Source organism: Nocardia sp. Tas62D01, assembly GCF_055232035.1.
In genome coordinates, this window is record NZ_JBUYUZ010000001.1 from 8,104,789 (window position 1) to 8,118,852 (window position 14,064).

The 14,064-nt window shown below is 66.3% G+C and carries 15 protein-coding genes and 2 pseudogenes; 12 read left to right on the top strand and 5 right to left on the bottom strand.

Annotation, left to right across the window (positions count from 1 at the left end):
- Nucleotides 1-1,080: 1,080 nt before the first annotated feature.
- From ACV7NQ_RS39015 to ACV7NQ_RS39040, 6 genes are all read left to right on the top strand, one after another.
- A complete protein-coding gene (locus tag ACV7NQ_RS39015; RefSeq protein ID WP_463364118.1) occupies nt 1,081-1,545 on the top strand; it encodes a hypothetical protein in 465 nt (154 codons plus the stop codon).
- On the top strand, nt 1,542-1,859 hold the full coding sequence (locus ACV7NQ_RS39020; protein WP_463364119.1) for a transcriptional regulator: 318 nt from the start codon (nt 1,542-1,544) through the stop codon (nt 1,857-1,859). The genes ACV7NQ_RS39015 and ACV7NQ_RS39020 overlap by 4 nt, the downstream gene beginning before the upstream one ends.
- 72 nt (nt 1,860-1,931) lie before the next feature.
- Nucleotides 1,932-2,084, top strand: coding sequence for a hypothetical protein (locus ACV7NQ_RS39025; protein WP_463364120.1), 153 nt, complete (start codon nt 1,932-1,934; stop codon nt 2,082-2,084).
- A gap of 456 nt (nt 2,085-2,540) precedes the next feature.
- The gene (locus ACV7NQ_RS39030) at nt 2,541-3,119 is read left to right on the top strand and encodes a TetR/AcrR family transcriptional regulator (protein WP_463364121.1); all 579 of its coding nucleotides are present in this window, start codon (nt 2,541-2,543) and stop codon (nt 3,117-3,119) included.
- A 51-nt stretch (nt 3,120-3,170) separates the two neighbouring features.
- The gene (locus ACV7NQ_RS39035; protein WP_463364122.1) at nt 3,171-4,073 is read left to right on the top strand and encodes an NADP-dependent oxidoreductase; all 903 of its coding nucleotides are present in this window, start codon (nt 3,171-3,173) and stop codon (nt 4,071-4,073) included.
- 239 nt (nt 4,074-4,312) lie between these two features.
- Complete coding sequence (locus tag ACV7NQ_RS39040; protein WP_463364123.1) at nt 4,313-5,233, top strand: hypothetical protein; 921 nt, start codon at nt 4,313-4,315, stop codon at nt 5,231-5,233.
- Between the two features lie 584 nt (nt 5,234-5,817).
- On the opposite strand, the gene ACV7NQ_RS39045 is transcribed toward ACV7NQ_RS39040, so the two are convergent.
- Nucleotides 5,818-6,234, bottom strand: coding sequence for a hypothetical protein (locus ACV7NQ_RS39045; protein WP_463364124.1), 417 nt, complete (start codon nt 6,232-6,234; stop codon nt 5,818-5,820).
- A gap of 163 nt (nt 6,235-6,397) precedes the next feature.
- On the opposite strand from ACV7NQ_RS39045, the gene ACV7NQ_RS39050 reads away from it, so the two are divergent.
- Nucleotides 6,398-6,661, top strand: coding sequence for a hypothetical protein (locus ACV7NQ_RS39050; RefSeq protein WP_463364125.1), 264 nt, complete (start codon nt 6,398-6,400; stop codon nt 6,659-6,661).
- A 36-nt stretch (nt 6,662-6,697) separates the two neighbouring features.
- Here ACV7NQ_RS39050 and ACV7NQ_RS39055 read toward each other — a convergent pair whose 3' ends face one another.
- Entirely contained in the window at nt 6,698-7,906 is a 1,209-nt protein-coding gene (locus ACV7NQ_RS39055) for an ISAs1 family transposase (RefSeq protein ID WP_463360829.1), read from the bottom strand.
- A gap of 227 nt (nt 7,907-8,133) precedes the next feature.
- On the opposite strand from ACV7NQ_RS39055, the gene ACV7NQ_RS39060 reads away from it, so the two are divergent.
- Nucleotides 8,134-8,421 (top strand): recombinase family protein, encoded by a 288-nt coding sequence (locus ACV7NQ_RS39060; RefSeq protein ID WP_463364126.1) that lies wholly within the window; start codon nt 8,134-8,136, stop codon nt 8,419-8,421.
- 53 nt (nt 8,422-8,474) lie between these two features.
- Here the strand turns inward: ACV7NQ_RS39060 and ACV7NQ_RS39065 are convergent, their stop codons facing one another.
- A complete protein-coding gene (locus tag ACV7NQ_RS39065; protein WP_463364127.1) occupies nt 8,475-9,182 on the bottom strand; it encodes an IS5 family transposase in 708 nt (235 codons plus the stop codon).
- 11 nt (nt 9,183-9,193) lie between these two features.
- Here ACV7NQ_RS39065 and ACV7NQ_RS39070 point away from each other — a divergent pair.
- Together ACV7NQ_RS39070 and ACV7NQ_RS39075 are read left to right on the top strand one after the other, a co-directional pair.
- Nucleotides 9,194-9,610 (top strand): annotated as a pseudogene (locus tag ACV7NQ_RS39070) (FAD-dependent monooxygenase); the annotation flags it as partial.
- Entirely contained in the window at nt 9,526-10,425 is a 900-nt protein-coding gene (locus ACV7NQ_RS39075; RefSeq protein WP_463364128.1) for an aromatic-ring hydroxylase C-terminal domain-containing protein, read from the top strand. The pseudogene ACV7NQ_RS39070 and the gene ACV7NQ_RS39075, both read left to right, overlap by 85 nt.
- Nucleotides 10,426-10,427: 2 nt before the next feature.
- On the opposite strand, the gene ACV7NQ_RS39080 is transcribed toward ACV7NQ_RS39075, so the two are convergent.
- On the bottom strand, nt 10,428-10,907 hold the full coding sequence (locus ACV7NQ_RS39080) for a transposase (RefSeq protein ID WP_463364129.1): 480 nt from the start codon (nt 10,905-10,907) through the stop codon (nt 10,428-10,430).
- A gap of 174 nt (nt 10,908-11,081) precedes the next feature.
- The gene (locus ACV7NQ_RS39085) at nt 11,082-11,474 is read right to left on the bottom strand and encodes a hypothetical protein (protein WP_463365992.1); all 393 of its coding nucleotides are present in this window, start codon (nt 11,472-11,474) and stop codon (nt 11,082-11,084) included.
- A 115-nt stretch (nt 11,475-11,589) separates the two neighbouring features.
- Here ACV7NQ_RS39085 and ACV7NQ_RS39090 point away from each other — a divergent pair, with 115 nt between their 5' ends.
- Nucleotides 11,590-11,955, top strand: coding sequence for a DUF427 domain-containing protein (locus tag ACV7NQ_RS39090; protein WP_463364130.1), 366 nt, complete (start codon nt 11,590-11,592; stop codon nt 11,953-11,955).
- A gap of 238 nt (nt 11,956-12,193) precedes the next feature.
- Nucleotides 12,194-13,274, top strand: a pseudogene (locus ACV7NQ_RS39095) (IS110 family RNA-guided transposase).
- Nucleotides 13,275-14,064 lie beyond the last annotated feature (790 nt).

Genomic DNA, 14,064 nt, shown 5'->3' on the forward strand with positions numbered 1-14,064 from the left:
TCCGGGTGTACGCCCAATTCGCATTTCTACTGGCTATAGAGCCTGGGGTTCAAGGTGATTCGCGTGGCTATTGCGGAATCGTGCTGTGCCTCATGTATTTCCGATGCCAGGTTCGGTATGTTCGGTGGCCGCCGGGGACTTGCGAATCATCGCACTGTCAGGGAGCGAAGCGACTTTGATCTGTACGGTCAGGTGGCGGGAGCTGCTTGACTGCAGGTAAGAGTCGCGTAGCTGCTCGTCATCGGTTCTGTGGAGGTATTGGACGGCGACGACGAGTGCGGTGCTGTCCAGATCGGCGTGTCTGGCTTGCTGGTTGTTTCGGAGCTGGGGGAATGGTTGGCGCGGTCGCTGGGCGGCGGGTGGCTTCGATAGCTTCGGCGATGTCGGTGGTTGTGAGGAACCATGTGCGGCCTGCCTTGTGTTCCGGGAAGCGGCCGGCCTTGAGTTGCTGGACGTACCAGCGCTCTGATTTTCCCAGTGCACGCGCACCGGTGGCGATCGGGTAGGTCGGCTCGTGCGGACCACCGGGTGCGGGTTGCTCCAACTCGCGCAACGGGGTGTTCGAATCGGTGCTCATCGTCAACCCTCTCGTCCTGGTAGGGCAGTCATCACGGTGTCAGCTTTGCAGCCTGACATCGGAGGCGGAATTTCGATTCTATGAGTGGTGGCAGTTGATCCCATCCCTTGAGGATCGACTCGAGGTCTATGGCTGGAGCGGACCTGTGACAGCCGTGACTTGGCGGTCGCGACTCGCTTCCATGGCATCGCGTCCACTTCCCTTGAATCGCATCATGATTGGGTCCGGGGGTGATGGTCGGGCGGAGCTGGGGTCAGCGAGGGTGGCGAAAGCTGCAAGATTCGGCTTACATGGAGGGTGGGAGAATCAGCGACGGGCTACGGAGAAGCCATGTCGTTCATCCTTTTTGGCCGATCGTCCTTCAGTGATGCTGTTCGGCCAGTTTCTGGCTCGCCGCAGTCAGGCGAGCGCCGTTCAGAGGCAGGTATCGATTCGCGCAGGCCTCTTGACTTTCCTGATGGGAAAGTGGAATCTTACTTTCCAAGCAGGAAAGTGAGGGCACCATGGAAAACGTCGCTCCGGATCAGGCACGCGCCGCGCTGGATGCAGTCGAGCGGGCGCGCCGCCGAGTGGCCGAGGAGGTCGGACTGCCGCGCGGATACTGGTGGGCAATGGCCGCCGGCTGGGTCGTGCTCGGCCTGATCGGGGACCTCGGGCCGCAATGGCTGATCATCGCCGCGACGCTGATCTTCGGCGCCGGGCACTCGTTCGTCGCCTCGCGGCTGCTCAACGGGCGTCGCCGGACCGATCAGGTGCAGGTCAGCGCGGCCGTGGCCGGACGCCGCACCCCGATCGTGGTTGTGGGCATGCTGTTTGCGCTCGTCGCCCTCACCATCGGCGTGGCGATGGTGCTGGACGCGGACGGCGACCGCAACCCCGGAATCTGGGCGGGAGTGGTGGTGGCGGCGATCATCGGCTTCGGCGGCCCGGAAATCCTTCGCGTCCTGCGGCATTGGTTCCGCGCGTGACGCAGGCCCGCTTCGACGAACTCATCCACCCCAGCACCCGGCTCTCGCTGGTCGCGACGCTCGCAGCCGCCGACTGGGCGGAGTTCGCCTTCCTCAAAGACCGCCTGGGGCTGTCGGATTCGGCCCTGTCCAAGCAGCTCGCGACCCTCGAGGACGCCGGCTATGTCACCACCGAACGCCGTCTGGACGGCAGCCGCCGCAAGGTCCGCGCCCACCTGACCGAGCGCGGACGGGACGCCTTCACCGGCCATATCGCCGCCCTGCAGGAAATCGTGGCCGCCGCGACACCTGTGAACCCGGCCACACCGTCCTGATTCGAAACCCTCGGCGGAGGCCGGGATCCGCCGCCGATCGCTTCGAATCGCCCTACCTAACAGGAGCTCGACATGGGAATCTTCCGCAAGACCAAGCGTGACCCCGAACAGCTGGCCGAGCAGCAGCCCGCAGCGGCGCAGCCTCGACCCGACCAGGAAGTCAAGCGCCGCCGTCGGCGTCGCCTCCTGGGCGGCGCGTACACCGGCGGCGGGAGCGGAAGCTGACCACGCCAGCCTGGATCTGCGGCCCAGCCTGAGCTGCTGAACGCGGCCACGAAGGAGTCTGGGCATCCAACACGCCAGATGAGTGGCTATGCCCATGTCGCGTGTCCAACGTCCAAATGATCACGAACGGTGTTTGAAGTGCCTGGCCGACGATCCGGGCGCTCGCACCGTAATGAGACATCCGGCAGGTGATTGCGACGTCGATCCTCGGCGAACTGCGACGTCGATCCGCAGCTTGGAATCCGTTGGCATCGGCGAAATCTGCGCGCCGGACCGCATGTCTGGATGACGAGGCTTGTCTGCCGAACGCACTCTTCTGCCGATGAGCGGACACCTGACCTTGGGCTGGCGCGGAAAGCCGTAGCTTGCAGGTTGGATCGAACCAGGGTATTTTCGATACGAAACGGTAGCGTAGCGGAAGTGAGGTGCGGGGTGGTTACTTCGGAGTCCAGCGGCATGACTCAGCCCTCGGTGATGGGACGGCCGCGGGATTCCAGCCGTGACCTGGCCATTCTTGACGCGACACTGTCACTGCTGACCGAGGTGGGATACGAGCAGCTCTCGATGGAGGCGGTGGCTGGGCGTTCCGGGGCAGCGAAGACGACGATCTACCGCCGGTACCGCGACAAGGCGGCGCTGGTCGCCGCAGCGGTCGAGCGCCGCGCGCCCGCGAAGCCCCCACAGCCTGCGGGAGAGAGTCTCCGGGAGGACGTGCATTCCCTGGCGGCATGGCTCGCGCGGAGCATCTCCGAACAGGACGTGGGTCTGCTCGGGGCCCTGTTCGCCGGCATGCGCAACGACGCGCGGCTCGCCCAGGCGATGCGGCGGATCCTGCGGCGGGACGAGACCTCGATGACGGACGGACTTGTTCGCCAAGCGGCCGAGCGACTGGCGCCCGGGGCGGCAACGCTCTTTGCCGAGGTCGCTGCCGCGGTGATCGTGCATCGCATCGTGGTCGTGGGCGAGCCGTGCGATGCCGCCTTTGTTGCGCATCTCGTCGACGACATCCTCTTGCCACTCCTGCGCCGTACCTGAGCGTCCTCTCGCGCGATCCGGCCGATTCGAATCACTCGCAAACTGGGAGACATGATGAAAGCAGTACGCTATGACCGTTTTTCGGGCATCGACGGGATTTACCTCGCGGACGTCCCCGAGCCCGTGGCCAGCCCGGGCGAGGTGGTGGTCCGGGTCGAGGCCGGTGCGCTCAACCCCGGGGCGTTACCGGCGCTGCACGGCAGTTCGTACACGCCGGGTCGCGATCTCGCCGGTGAAGTCGTCGCGGTCGGTGCCGACGTGCTCGGCGTCACCGTCGGTGACGCGGTGCTGGGCTGGCTCCAGAGCTGGGACGCCCACGCCCAGTTCGTCGCCATCCCCGCAGTCCAGCTAGTGAGCAAGCCTCGAGCCCTCTCCTGGGACGTGGCGGGCTCGCTCTACACCACACCGATGGCGGGTCTCGGTGCCATCCGGGCGGTTGACCCCCAGCCGGGCGAGACCATCGTGATCTCGGGCGCATCGGGCGGCGTCGGGTTCACCGCCGCCCAGCTCGCACTCCGTGCCGGAGCGACGGTGATCGGTCTGACCAGCGACGCACATTTCGACCTGCTCCGGCAACATGGCATCCAGCCCGTCCAATACGGCGACGGCGAACAGGAACGGATCCTCGCCACGACCGACCGAGCCGATGCCTTCATCGACGCCGTCGGTGGCGGCTACATCGACCTCGCCATCAACCTCGGCGTTCCGATAGACCGCATCGACACCGTCGTCGACTATCGCGGAGCGAAAGAGAAGGGCGTCAAATCTCTCGGAACGACCGATGCCGGCGGCCCCCCGGCGCTGACCGAACTGGCCACCCTCGCCGCTACCGGCGACCTGCACATCCCCATCGCCGCAACGTACCCACTCACCGCCGTGCGCGACGCCTATCAGGCCCTAGCCGACCGCAAGACCCACGGGCGCATCGTGCTGCACCCCCAAGATCTCGTCTGAACCACCCTCGTCCCACAGTTGGGTAGGCCGTGCAGCGAGGTGCCTGCGGTTTGCGGGTCCTTTTCCTATTAAATATCCCTAGAGTTCGCTGGGGTCTCTGCTGGCTGTGTAGCCCCAGGACCTGGGGCTACTCCTTGGGTTTGGGATGGGTTTGTCGATTGAGGGTGTCTCAGGATTCCTGAAGCTCTATCGTTGCCGTCGCTGGTCTTGCTGGATCAGTGAAGGCGAGGGGGCCCAGGTTGAGCCTGGCGGTCGTACGAGATCTGCGTGAGGCGCGTGCTGCGGCCGGACCGGACGAGCTGGCCGCGCTGGAGACCGACGTCTTCGCCGGGTTCGTCTTGGCTCGGGCAGCGGCCGGGTTGGCCGACGCCACCATCGTCTCCGACGTGGTCAATCTCGAGCAGATCCGAGTCTGGTTCGGTCGGCCGTTGTGGGAGATGGAACCGCCCGACGCCAACGCGTATTTCGGCACGGTGCTGCGGAGTGCGGCCAAGGGCACCAGACAGGCACGTTCGCGAGCACTGCGTGTCTACTTCCTGTTCCTGGAGATCCGACACAAGGTGGAGATCCACCAAGTGACCGGGCGGGTCGTGGAATGCCCGATCGATGAGATCAACCGGCCCCGGGGTGTGGGCGCGGCGGCGTTACGGATCCCGCCGTCGGCGGTGCAGATGGAGGTGTTGTTCGCCGGCTGGCGCCAGGAGTTGGCGACGTGTCGGAAGTTCGCCCCTGCCGCCCGCAACTATGCGGCGGCCCGATTGATGGCCGAGGTCGGACTACGCGTGAACGAGGCCAGCCACCTCGATCTGGCCGATATCAAGTGGGATTTGGGCCGGTTCGGGAAGCTTCATGTCCGAAAAGGCAAGGGCGCCCGCGGATCCGGTCCCCGCGAACGCATGGTGCCGTTGATCAACAACGCAGGGGCCACCCTGCGGTGTCGAGCGGACCGGCCGTCACACCCCGACGCCGGGGCGCCCGCACGCTCCCGCCCGCCTGATGGCGGGCCGAACCCGTGCCGACACCCCGATCGGGGAGTTGCCCGGACTGCCTGTCCTGGGGACCGTCCTACCGATCGCAGTCCTACTGCCGGGCCTGCTACGACTTCGTCCGCCGCTACCAGCCCGGCCGATGCGCCCATTGCGGTCGCGACATCGCGGTGAAGAAAGGGCACTGTCGGCTCTGCTGGCTGCAAGCGGGAATGGCTGCCCCGGGCGGGCGTCGGATCACCGCGCGGGACTTCGCCCCAACGGGATACTGGCAGCTGTCACTGTCGGGTATGACCCGTCTGGGCCATATCCATCCCGTCGCCCCGATTCCGTCTGCCGAACCCCTCGCGCCGCGCCTCCCGCCGGACGGGATCCAGTTGGAGCTGTGCGCACCCGGTGAGTCACGATTGTTCGACAAGCGTCACTGGGTGGCATCCAACATCACCAACGAGGCGCTGTCGCGGACCAGGCGCATCGCCGGGGAACTGGCCGAGACCCGAGGCTGGAACACCCGGATCGTCGTCGAGACCAACCGGGCGCTGGCGGTCGTGCTCGCCGCGCATCAGGCCGGGGATTTGATCGCCTGGTCCCAGCTGTCGCCGGCGTTGCGTTCCCGGGACCTGAGCGTCACCCGTACCGCTGAAATCCTCGGCCTGGCAGGACTTTTGAACGATGACCGCGTCTCCTCCTTCGATGCCCTCAAGCGGAGCCGCCTCGCGGTTCTGCCGTCACCGATGGCCGCCGACGTCGAGCACTGGTTACGCATCCGAGGACAGGGCGGGGCTCGCAGCCTGCCCCGCGATGAGCACACCGTCCGGATGAACCTCAACCGTGTGCTTCCGCTCCTGCTGATATGGGCGCAACGTTATGTGCACCTGCGCGAGATCACCGCCGCCGACGTCACCGCCGCGACCGAGGTCCTGACCGGAAGCCTGCGCAACCAGACCTTCACGGCCCTTCGTTCCCTGTTTCGCCACTGCAAGAAGACCGGCAGGATCTTCAATGACCCCACCCGGGGCATCAGTATCGGCCAGCGACCGTTGCACCTCATCGTGCCGTTGTTGCCGCAGGAGATAGGCCAGGCCACGGCCGCAGCCATCACACCGGCCGCCCGCCTCGCGCTTGCTCTGGCCGCCGTCCACGCGGCTCGCCCCAAGACCATCCGCGAGCTCCACCTCGACGACATCGACCTCGGCAACCGGCGTCTGACTCTCGCCGGCAAGACCCGCCCACTCGACGATCTAACCAGGACCCTGCTGTTGGCTTGGCTGCAGCACCGCAGCCGTCGATGGCCCGTCACCGCCAACCCGCACCTGATCGGTCAACCAGCAGACCGCCATGACCACCAGGGCGGTCAGCGAGAACTGGCTGACCGAGAACTGCCGCGGACTCACCGCCACCCTCGAGCGCCTGCGAGTCGACCGCCAACTCGAGGAAGCCCTCACCCACGGCCCCGACCCCCTGCACCTGGCCGCCGTGTTCGGCATCGACGACACCACCGCCATCCGCTACGCCACCATCGCACGACAACTCCTGCAGACCCCCGCCGAGCAACACGACGCCGCCGGTTCCCACGAACCCAAGGGCCCGAACCACCCATAAACCATGACCAACCCCGCAGGGCTCCGGCGTTGTCGCCTAACTAGCCTGCGACCAAGGGTTTTGGGTGTTCGTCAGCAGGTGGAGGCCTCTGTTCGGTGAGAAGGCTGTCGTCCGGCAGGCCTCGGCGATGTTGGCGGCACCATCGATGCGGTGAAGGCTTATCGCCGTGTTTCGGAGCGTCGCGGCGACTTGCGGAGCGGTGCCGGTCCGCAGGGTGCTGCGGTCTTCGTCGTAGGTCACATCACGGACCCAGTGGATCGCATTCTCAATTCCCCAATGGTTTCGCAACCATTCGGCTAACTGTCGGGGTTTGGCTTGCTCGAAGGTGACACTGCAGATGGCGTATACGGTCTCGACCGTCAGTTTCCCGGTGGTGACCTGGACGCGTTCGCGGGTGATCTGCATGATCTGGCGGGCGTAGGGAAACCCGATCCCGCGCGGCACGCTCAGCACCTTCATGGTGCGGGTCTCGATCCTGCCGTGCGATGGCTTGGCGTCGGCGTCACGGTGGGCGATGGGGACCTCGGCCCACGGCTGGGCGATAATGCGAGCCAACAGCTTGGGCTGATTCGCCTTCACCGTCATCAAATAGTGCGACTTGAGCTGCCCGCAGATCAGTTTCGCCGTGGCGACCTGCGTGTGCATCGCATTGATCGTGGCGATGAGCCCGGTCCGGTTCATTGCCTTCAGAAGCTTTCGCACCGTGGGGATTTCGTTGGACTTCGCGGCGACTGCCAGCTGGCCGAGGACCAATCGCGCGTGGTGGGCGAAGATCGACACCAGGTGCGGTGCGCGGCCCCCGCCCAGGCGCGCCCCGCGCACGGTTTTGCCATCCAGGGCCACCGCCATCAGTCCGCCGGAGTCCGCGGCAGCGGCCACGGCGGCGAAATAGTCACCCAACCGGCGATCCAGATCCGCGGCGTCGAGTCTGGCGATGAGGGTTCGCAACGTCTTCTCGCTCGGGCGACGCACTCGGATGCCCAGTTCTGCCAACACTTCCGGTGGCGCGGTACGCACCCAGGTGGCGAACCCGGCCACCGACTGCATCCCCGCCGCCGTGGCCAGGATCATGATCGCCAGCAACCCCACCAACGGGTACCGGATTCCACGGGGATCACGCGGGTCGGGAACCGTCTTCAGCACCTCCAGCAAACACGGTGCGACCGTGTGGGTTTCCGGTTCGACGCGCCGTCGATCCAACACCTCCACAACGGGCTCGACAAGGGATACTGAACAGACGGACACGGGCGACTCCGGGGAAGATTCTGGCCTAAGGAACCTTCATCCTCCTCGAGCCACCCGTGTCCGCCTCGCATCCGAAACGGCGTGTCGCACAGCTAATTACCGCAGCTCACCGGCTTGCAGACCGACAACGCCGGAGCCCTGGACCAACCCCGGTTCATCCCGAAGACCCTTCAGTTCGCACGAACTCTGGGGAAAGGGCGGGTCCCCCTCAAAACCGTGCTTGCGACTTGGCACCGCACACGGCTCAAGCAAGCCGCGAGGGCGTCGCGGGTTGCCGGTTCCTCGTGCGTTGGCGTGCCCGAAGGCCGCTGCGGCAGGAGGCGGGTATCAGGCGTGTCGGGTTCCTGTCCGGTGGGTTGGGCACCGCGCCAACCGGCCGCGAATGGTCGGGCCACCACGTCCTGCGCATCCTGCCCAACCGAACCTACCTCGGCGAGTTGACGTTCCGCGGTGCCACCGTCACCGACACCCACCCCGCGATCATCGACACCGCCACCTTCGACCACGCCCAATAAGTTCTCGACGCACGCGGGGAATCCCACGCCCACCGCGCCGCCAACTCCTCGGACTACCTGCTGTCGCAGCGTTTGACTATCTGAACTGTCAGTGCGAGAACGGATTTCGCCCATTCGACGAGCCGTCCGGCGTAGCCGCCGTCGGCCCACACGAGCGTGATCGTGGCGAATCGGGCACGCATTGCGGTCAGCAGCCGGTGGGCGCCGTCACGGTCCTGGATACTGGCGGCGGTGACCACCACCGCCAGCAGCAGCCCGGCCGAGTCGGTTGCGATGTGGCGTTTGCGGCCTTTGGTCTTTTTACCCGCGTCGTAACCGGCCGTGGCGGCGGCCACGGTGTCGGCGCCGCGCACGGTCTGGGAGTCGATGATCGCCGCCGTCGGGTGCGGGTCACGCCCGGCGTGCACCCGCGCCCGGTCTCGAAGTGCGTCGTGGATGCGTTGCCACACACCAGCTTTCGTCCACCTCCGGTAGATGTCGTAGATGGTCTTCGCTGGCGGGAAATCGTGTGGCAGCTGCGCCCACGCGATGCCGCCGCGGACCAGGTAGAAGATCGCGTCGCAGACCAGCCGCCGCGGCCACTTCTCCGCGCGTCCGCCCTTGCCGCCGCGGTTGCCCGGGGGTGGCAGCAGCGGCTCGAGCAGCGCCCACTCGGGGTCGGTCAGCGACGAGGATGGGTAGAACGGGCATTCCGGCGAGGTGATCGGGGACTCGCCGTGGGCCGGGCACAACGAACACGAGCAGGTAAGCGACACTGGCACAGGGACTCTCGGTGACGACGTTTTGGTATGGAAACCTCAGTCGTACCGGGAGTCCCTCTACATATCTGGCATCACACGCCGAACAGCTACCAAGTTCTCAGATGCGCTCTTACGTCGCACACCGGCCCAGCGTCTTGTACTGGGTGCTGCGGTCCGGCGCCGAAACCGGCGGTATCGGAATGGGTTTGGTGCGTATGGTCCGCCCGTGGAACGAGTGGTTGCTCACATGGGGCTACGACATCGATCAGCCTCCGCCGGAGGTTGACGAGGCGGCCGCCGCGGCGATCGTCCGGGATCTGGTCGGGGTGCCCGATCTCCCGGTCGAGATCACCTCGACCTCGTTGTGGACGGTGAACCACAGTTACGCCACCGCCTACGCTCGCGGCCGCGTGTTCTGCGCCGGCGATGCGGTGCACCGGCATCCGCCGTCGAACGGGCTCGCTCCAACACCTCCATTCAGGACGCCTACAACCTGGCGTGGAAGCTGGCGATGGTGGTGCGCGGCGAAGCCGGCCCCGGCCTGCTCGAAACCTACAGTGCCGAACGCGTTACGGTGGGCAAGCAGATCGTGGACCGGGCCAACCTCAGCCGGGACCAGTTCGGGCCGATCTTCGAGGCGCTCGGCATCGCGGGCGGAGCCGACGATCACGGCATCCTGGCCGGGCTGGCGGCCTGCCGCGCCGAGACCAGCGACGGTGCCAAGCATCGCCAGGCATTACAGGACGCCATCGAGCTGAAGAATTACGAATTCAATACTCACGGTGTGGAATTGAATCAGCGCTATCGCTCCACCGCGGTCCTCGACGACGGTGCGGCGGCCGAACTCTGGGACCGCGATCCCGAGCTGTACTATCAACCCTCGACCCGGCCCGGCGCGAAGCTTCCGCACGCGTGGCTGGCGGACGAGCACGGACAGCGCGTGTCGACGCTGGATGTGATCGGCCACGGCCGCTTCACCATCCTCACCGGGGTGAGCGGTACCCGCTGGCTGCCGGCGGCGCGCGAGGTGGGTGGCGCACTGGGCATCGATCTGCGGGTCGGGCGGCTCGATGCCGCCGGGCTGCGCGACGCCTACGGCGAATGGGCCAGGCTCCGGGAAATCGCCGAGGACGGATGTCTACTCGTCCGACCCGACGGCTACATCGCCTGGCGACGAGAATCCGCCCCGAGTACCGCCGCGCAAGCGACCGACGAACTGAGCCGGGCCCTACACGCTGTCCTGCACCGTTCTCGAACCGCATGAAATCATGTCGGCGCGATAAATTTGTAGGCCAGCCGAGGCGCGTCGTAGCCGGCATCGGTCACGATCCAGATGTACGGTTCGCCGGGCTGCCAGTGCCCGGCGTCGATCAGGTCGGCGATCACCGTGCGCAACTGCTGGGCTGTGACGGTGGCGGCGTCGTCACCAGGGGCCAGCCGGACCGCATCCAGCGGCGCGGTCCAGGAACTGCGGCCGGTTTCCAGGGCGCTGACCACCGAATACGGCCATCCCGGGATCATCAGGTGGGAGTCCTTGGCGCGGCCGTAGGTGTGGCACATGATCCGCTGCGGTGAGGTGTGTGCTTCGGGCCGAAGCCAACTGGTGATGTCCACCGCCAGCACCACCCGGCCATCGCCAGCCTTGGGCAGTGGTACCCCGGCCAGCGCGCGCCGGTAGAACTCCTGACGGAATCCGGACAGATCCCCATCGACACCGGTCCGGCCGATGTCGTGCACACTATTCATCGAAGCCCTCGGTTGTGAAAGTCTTTCTGTCGCAAGAAGACATGATCAACCAAGGGCCTCGCCCATGATCAACAGGGGTGCCACCGATCACACCCAGGCGTTAAAAATCAAGCTGGGTGATGTCGGATGTCGTCACGGGGGCTCAGCCGCTATGTGGCTTGGTCGTCATGAGAGTCATGCGAAGGTGCCGAGCCAGGTGGTCACCGCGTACAGCACGACGTAGGTGCCGACCGCGATCGCGGCGACGGTGAGCAGCCGCCACTTCAGCTTCTGCACACCGTCGACGCTGCACTGGTTGCGGCGGCGCAGCGACCACCACACGAGGCCGACCAGGACGGCCAGACCGCCGAGCCGGAACCACCAGCTGTAGTTGTCGTAGAGGTTGTTCGCCCACGCGAGGGCGGTGGCGCCGCCGATGATGCCGAGCAGCGCCAGCACGGTGGGGCCCACGCAGCACAGAATCCCGACCAGGCCGGAGGTGATGCCGATACGCCAGGCCGGCAGACGATCGGACGCGGCCCGGGACCGCCACGGGGATCCGGTGGGCGCGGATCCTGGCGCATAGATCCTGACCGAGCGTTGGGACTCGATCGTGTTATCGCGCTGACAATTCACAGGCCTGCCGCCCTATCAGTGCAGTTCGATGGACGTGGACACTCGATGTGGAGGAGGTACGGAACAGATGATGCGCGCGATATGGAACGGGATGGTGATCGCCGAGGCACCGCATACGGTCCGGGTGGAAGGAAATGACTACTTCCCGCCGGAGTCGCTGCGCGGGGAGTACTTCAGCGTCAGCCGGACCAAGACGTTGTGCCCGTGGAAGGGCCTCGCCTCCTACTACACCGTGACCGTCGGCGACGAGGTCAACCCGGACGCGGCGTGGTACTACCCGAAACCGAGCCCACTGGCCCGCAAGATCAAGAATCACGTCGCGTTCTGGAACGGCGTGCGGGTCGAGGGTTCTCCCGAAAAGACAGGCGACACAACCGAAGGCAGCGAACGAACGGACGTGCTGGCGCGGCTGACCGGACGAGTCAAGCGGTGAACAGGGACCAGACGGTGACGATCGGCGTCGGCTCGCATCGATATAGGGGTCCGGTAAGTGCCGGGCCACAATGCAACAGAAGAGTATCGCCCGCGCCCGATCGTGTCACCACGCTGCCAATTGCCCATACGCACCCGTGCTAGACGGTATGAGGAGGCTGGGGCCTCTCTCACATGTAACCGTGGGTTGCCGACAGGGGTTGGTCCTGGCGGTAGAGCCACAAGATGTGGGAGGCCCAGTGAGGAATCAGCGTACGAGTGTCGGGCTGGATGTGCACGCACGGTCGGTGGTGGCGTGTGGTCTGGACGGTGAGACCGGTGAGTTGTTCGAGCGTCGGCTCACGCCGGATCACGGTGAGATCCTGGCCTGGATCGGTGGGTTGGCGCCGCCGGTGGCGATGACCTATGAGGCCGGTCCGACCGGTTACGGGCTGGCCCGGCGACTGATCGAGGCCGGGATCGACTGTCAGGTCGCGGCGCCGTCGAAGTTGCAGCGCCCGGCGGGGGATCGGGTGAAGACCGACGTACGTGATGCGCGGCATCTGGCCCGGTTGCTGCACCTGGGTGAGATCGTGGCGGTGACGATCCCGACGGTGGCGCGCGAAGCCGCGCGAGATCTGGTTCGTGCGCGCGAGGATGTGCGCGGCGATTTGATGTCGGTGCGGCATCGAGTGTCGAAACTGCTTCTGCGGCAAGGGATCGTGTATCACGGCGGGAATGCGTGGACGGGTAAGCACGAGGTGTGGTTACGGTCGCAACGATTCGACCTGCCCGGTGTGCAGCTGGCCTACGACACCGCGTTCGACGCGATGCTCGCGTGTGTGGATCGCAGGGACCGCCTCGATGCGGCGATCGCGGAGATGGCCGCCGAGGGCGATTACGCGCCGGTGGTGACCAGGCTCGGGTGCCTGCGCGGGATCTCGGTGTTGACCGCGTTCGGGTTGGCCACCGAGATCGGGGACTGGCATCGGCTGACCGGCCGCTCGATCGGCGCGTATCTGGGGTTGGTGCCCACCGAGTCGTCCTCGGGTGCCTCGCGCTCGCAGGGCTCGATCACCAAGACCGGCAACGGTTATGTGCGTCGGTTACTGGTCGAGGCCGCCTGGCACCACCGCGCCCCCTACCGGCCCGGAGTGGCGCTGCGGCGGCGCTGGGACCAGGCGAGTCCGCCCCGCACGCGCCCGCGGGCACCAGGGCAACCGGCGCCTGCACGCCCGCTGGCACGGCTTCGACGAACGGCGTAAACGCGCCACCGTCGCCAACACCGCCATCGCCCGCGAACTCGCCGGCTGGTGCTGGTCGCTCGCCGTGCTCGACTGAGGGCTTCCCCGCGGCGAAGCCCCCTGCCCTGACCTGGCTGATCGTCGGCCGCCGTCGGGCCCGGCGTCAAGGTCGGTTCTCCTCGCTGCGCTGCGGGGACTCCACCTTGACCCCGAACCCGCCACGACCAACAGGCAAGGATCAGGGAGGGGCGCAAAACGGAAGGGGCACACGATGTCCGGCCGATCCGATTCGGTGGTGACGACAAGCGTCTGGGAGCGACCCGCGAGCCACCTATGGGGGGACGCTCGACGCTAGACCCGCGATCCCGCTCCAGCCGAAACAGTCCGCCCTGCGGTAACCAACCCGCGCATATCAGACTGACAACGCGTCGACACCGACACGCTCGCCACCCCCGACACGGACCGATCCGGCAAACGAAGCGGCGTCCACGACGACGGTCCCGGACGCCGCTTCCCCATGCCTCTTGACAAACCGGCCTACATATCAGGTGGCTGGTGTCGAATGGCAGCTGTGTGCCGAGGTTCTTGACGGTGGCGAGTGCAGCCCGGTCGGTGCGCGGCGGGCGGCCCGATTAACCACGTGGACTGAGCAGCGCCTGGCCCGGGTCATGCCCGTGCGTCGACCAGGCACCTACCACAACACCGTTCACCGACACTCCGGATCGAATTACACACGCCTGCAACGGGTTACAGCTGCATCGCCCATGCGATTCCGTGCTACGCACAGTGTCGGATCTCGGGCAGGTCACGGCTGTCTGAAGCCTTGGCGGTTCGTCTCGCCGACTTCGCGCACTATCGCTACAGTACCTACGTTCGGGCTGGTTGGA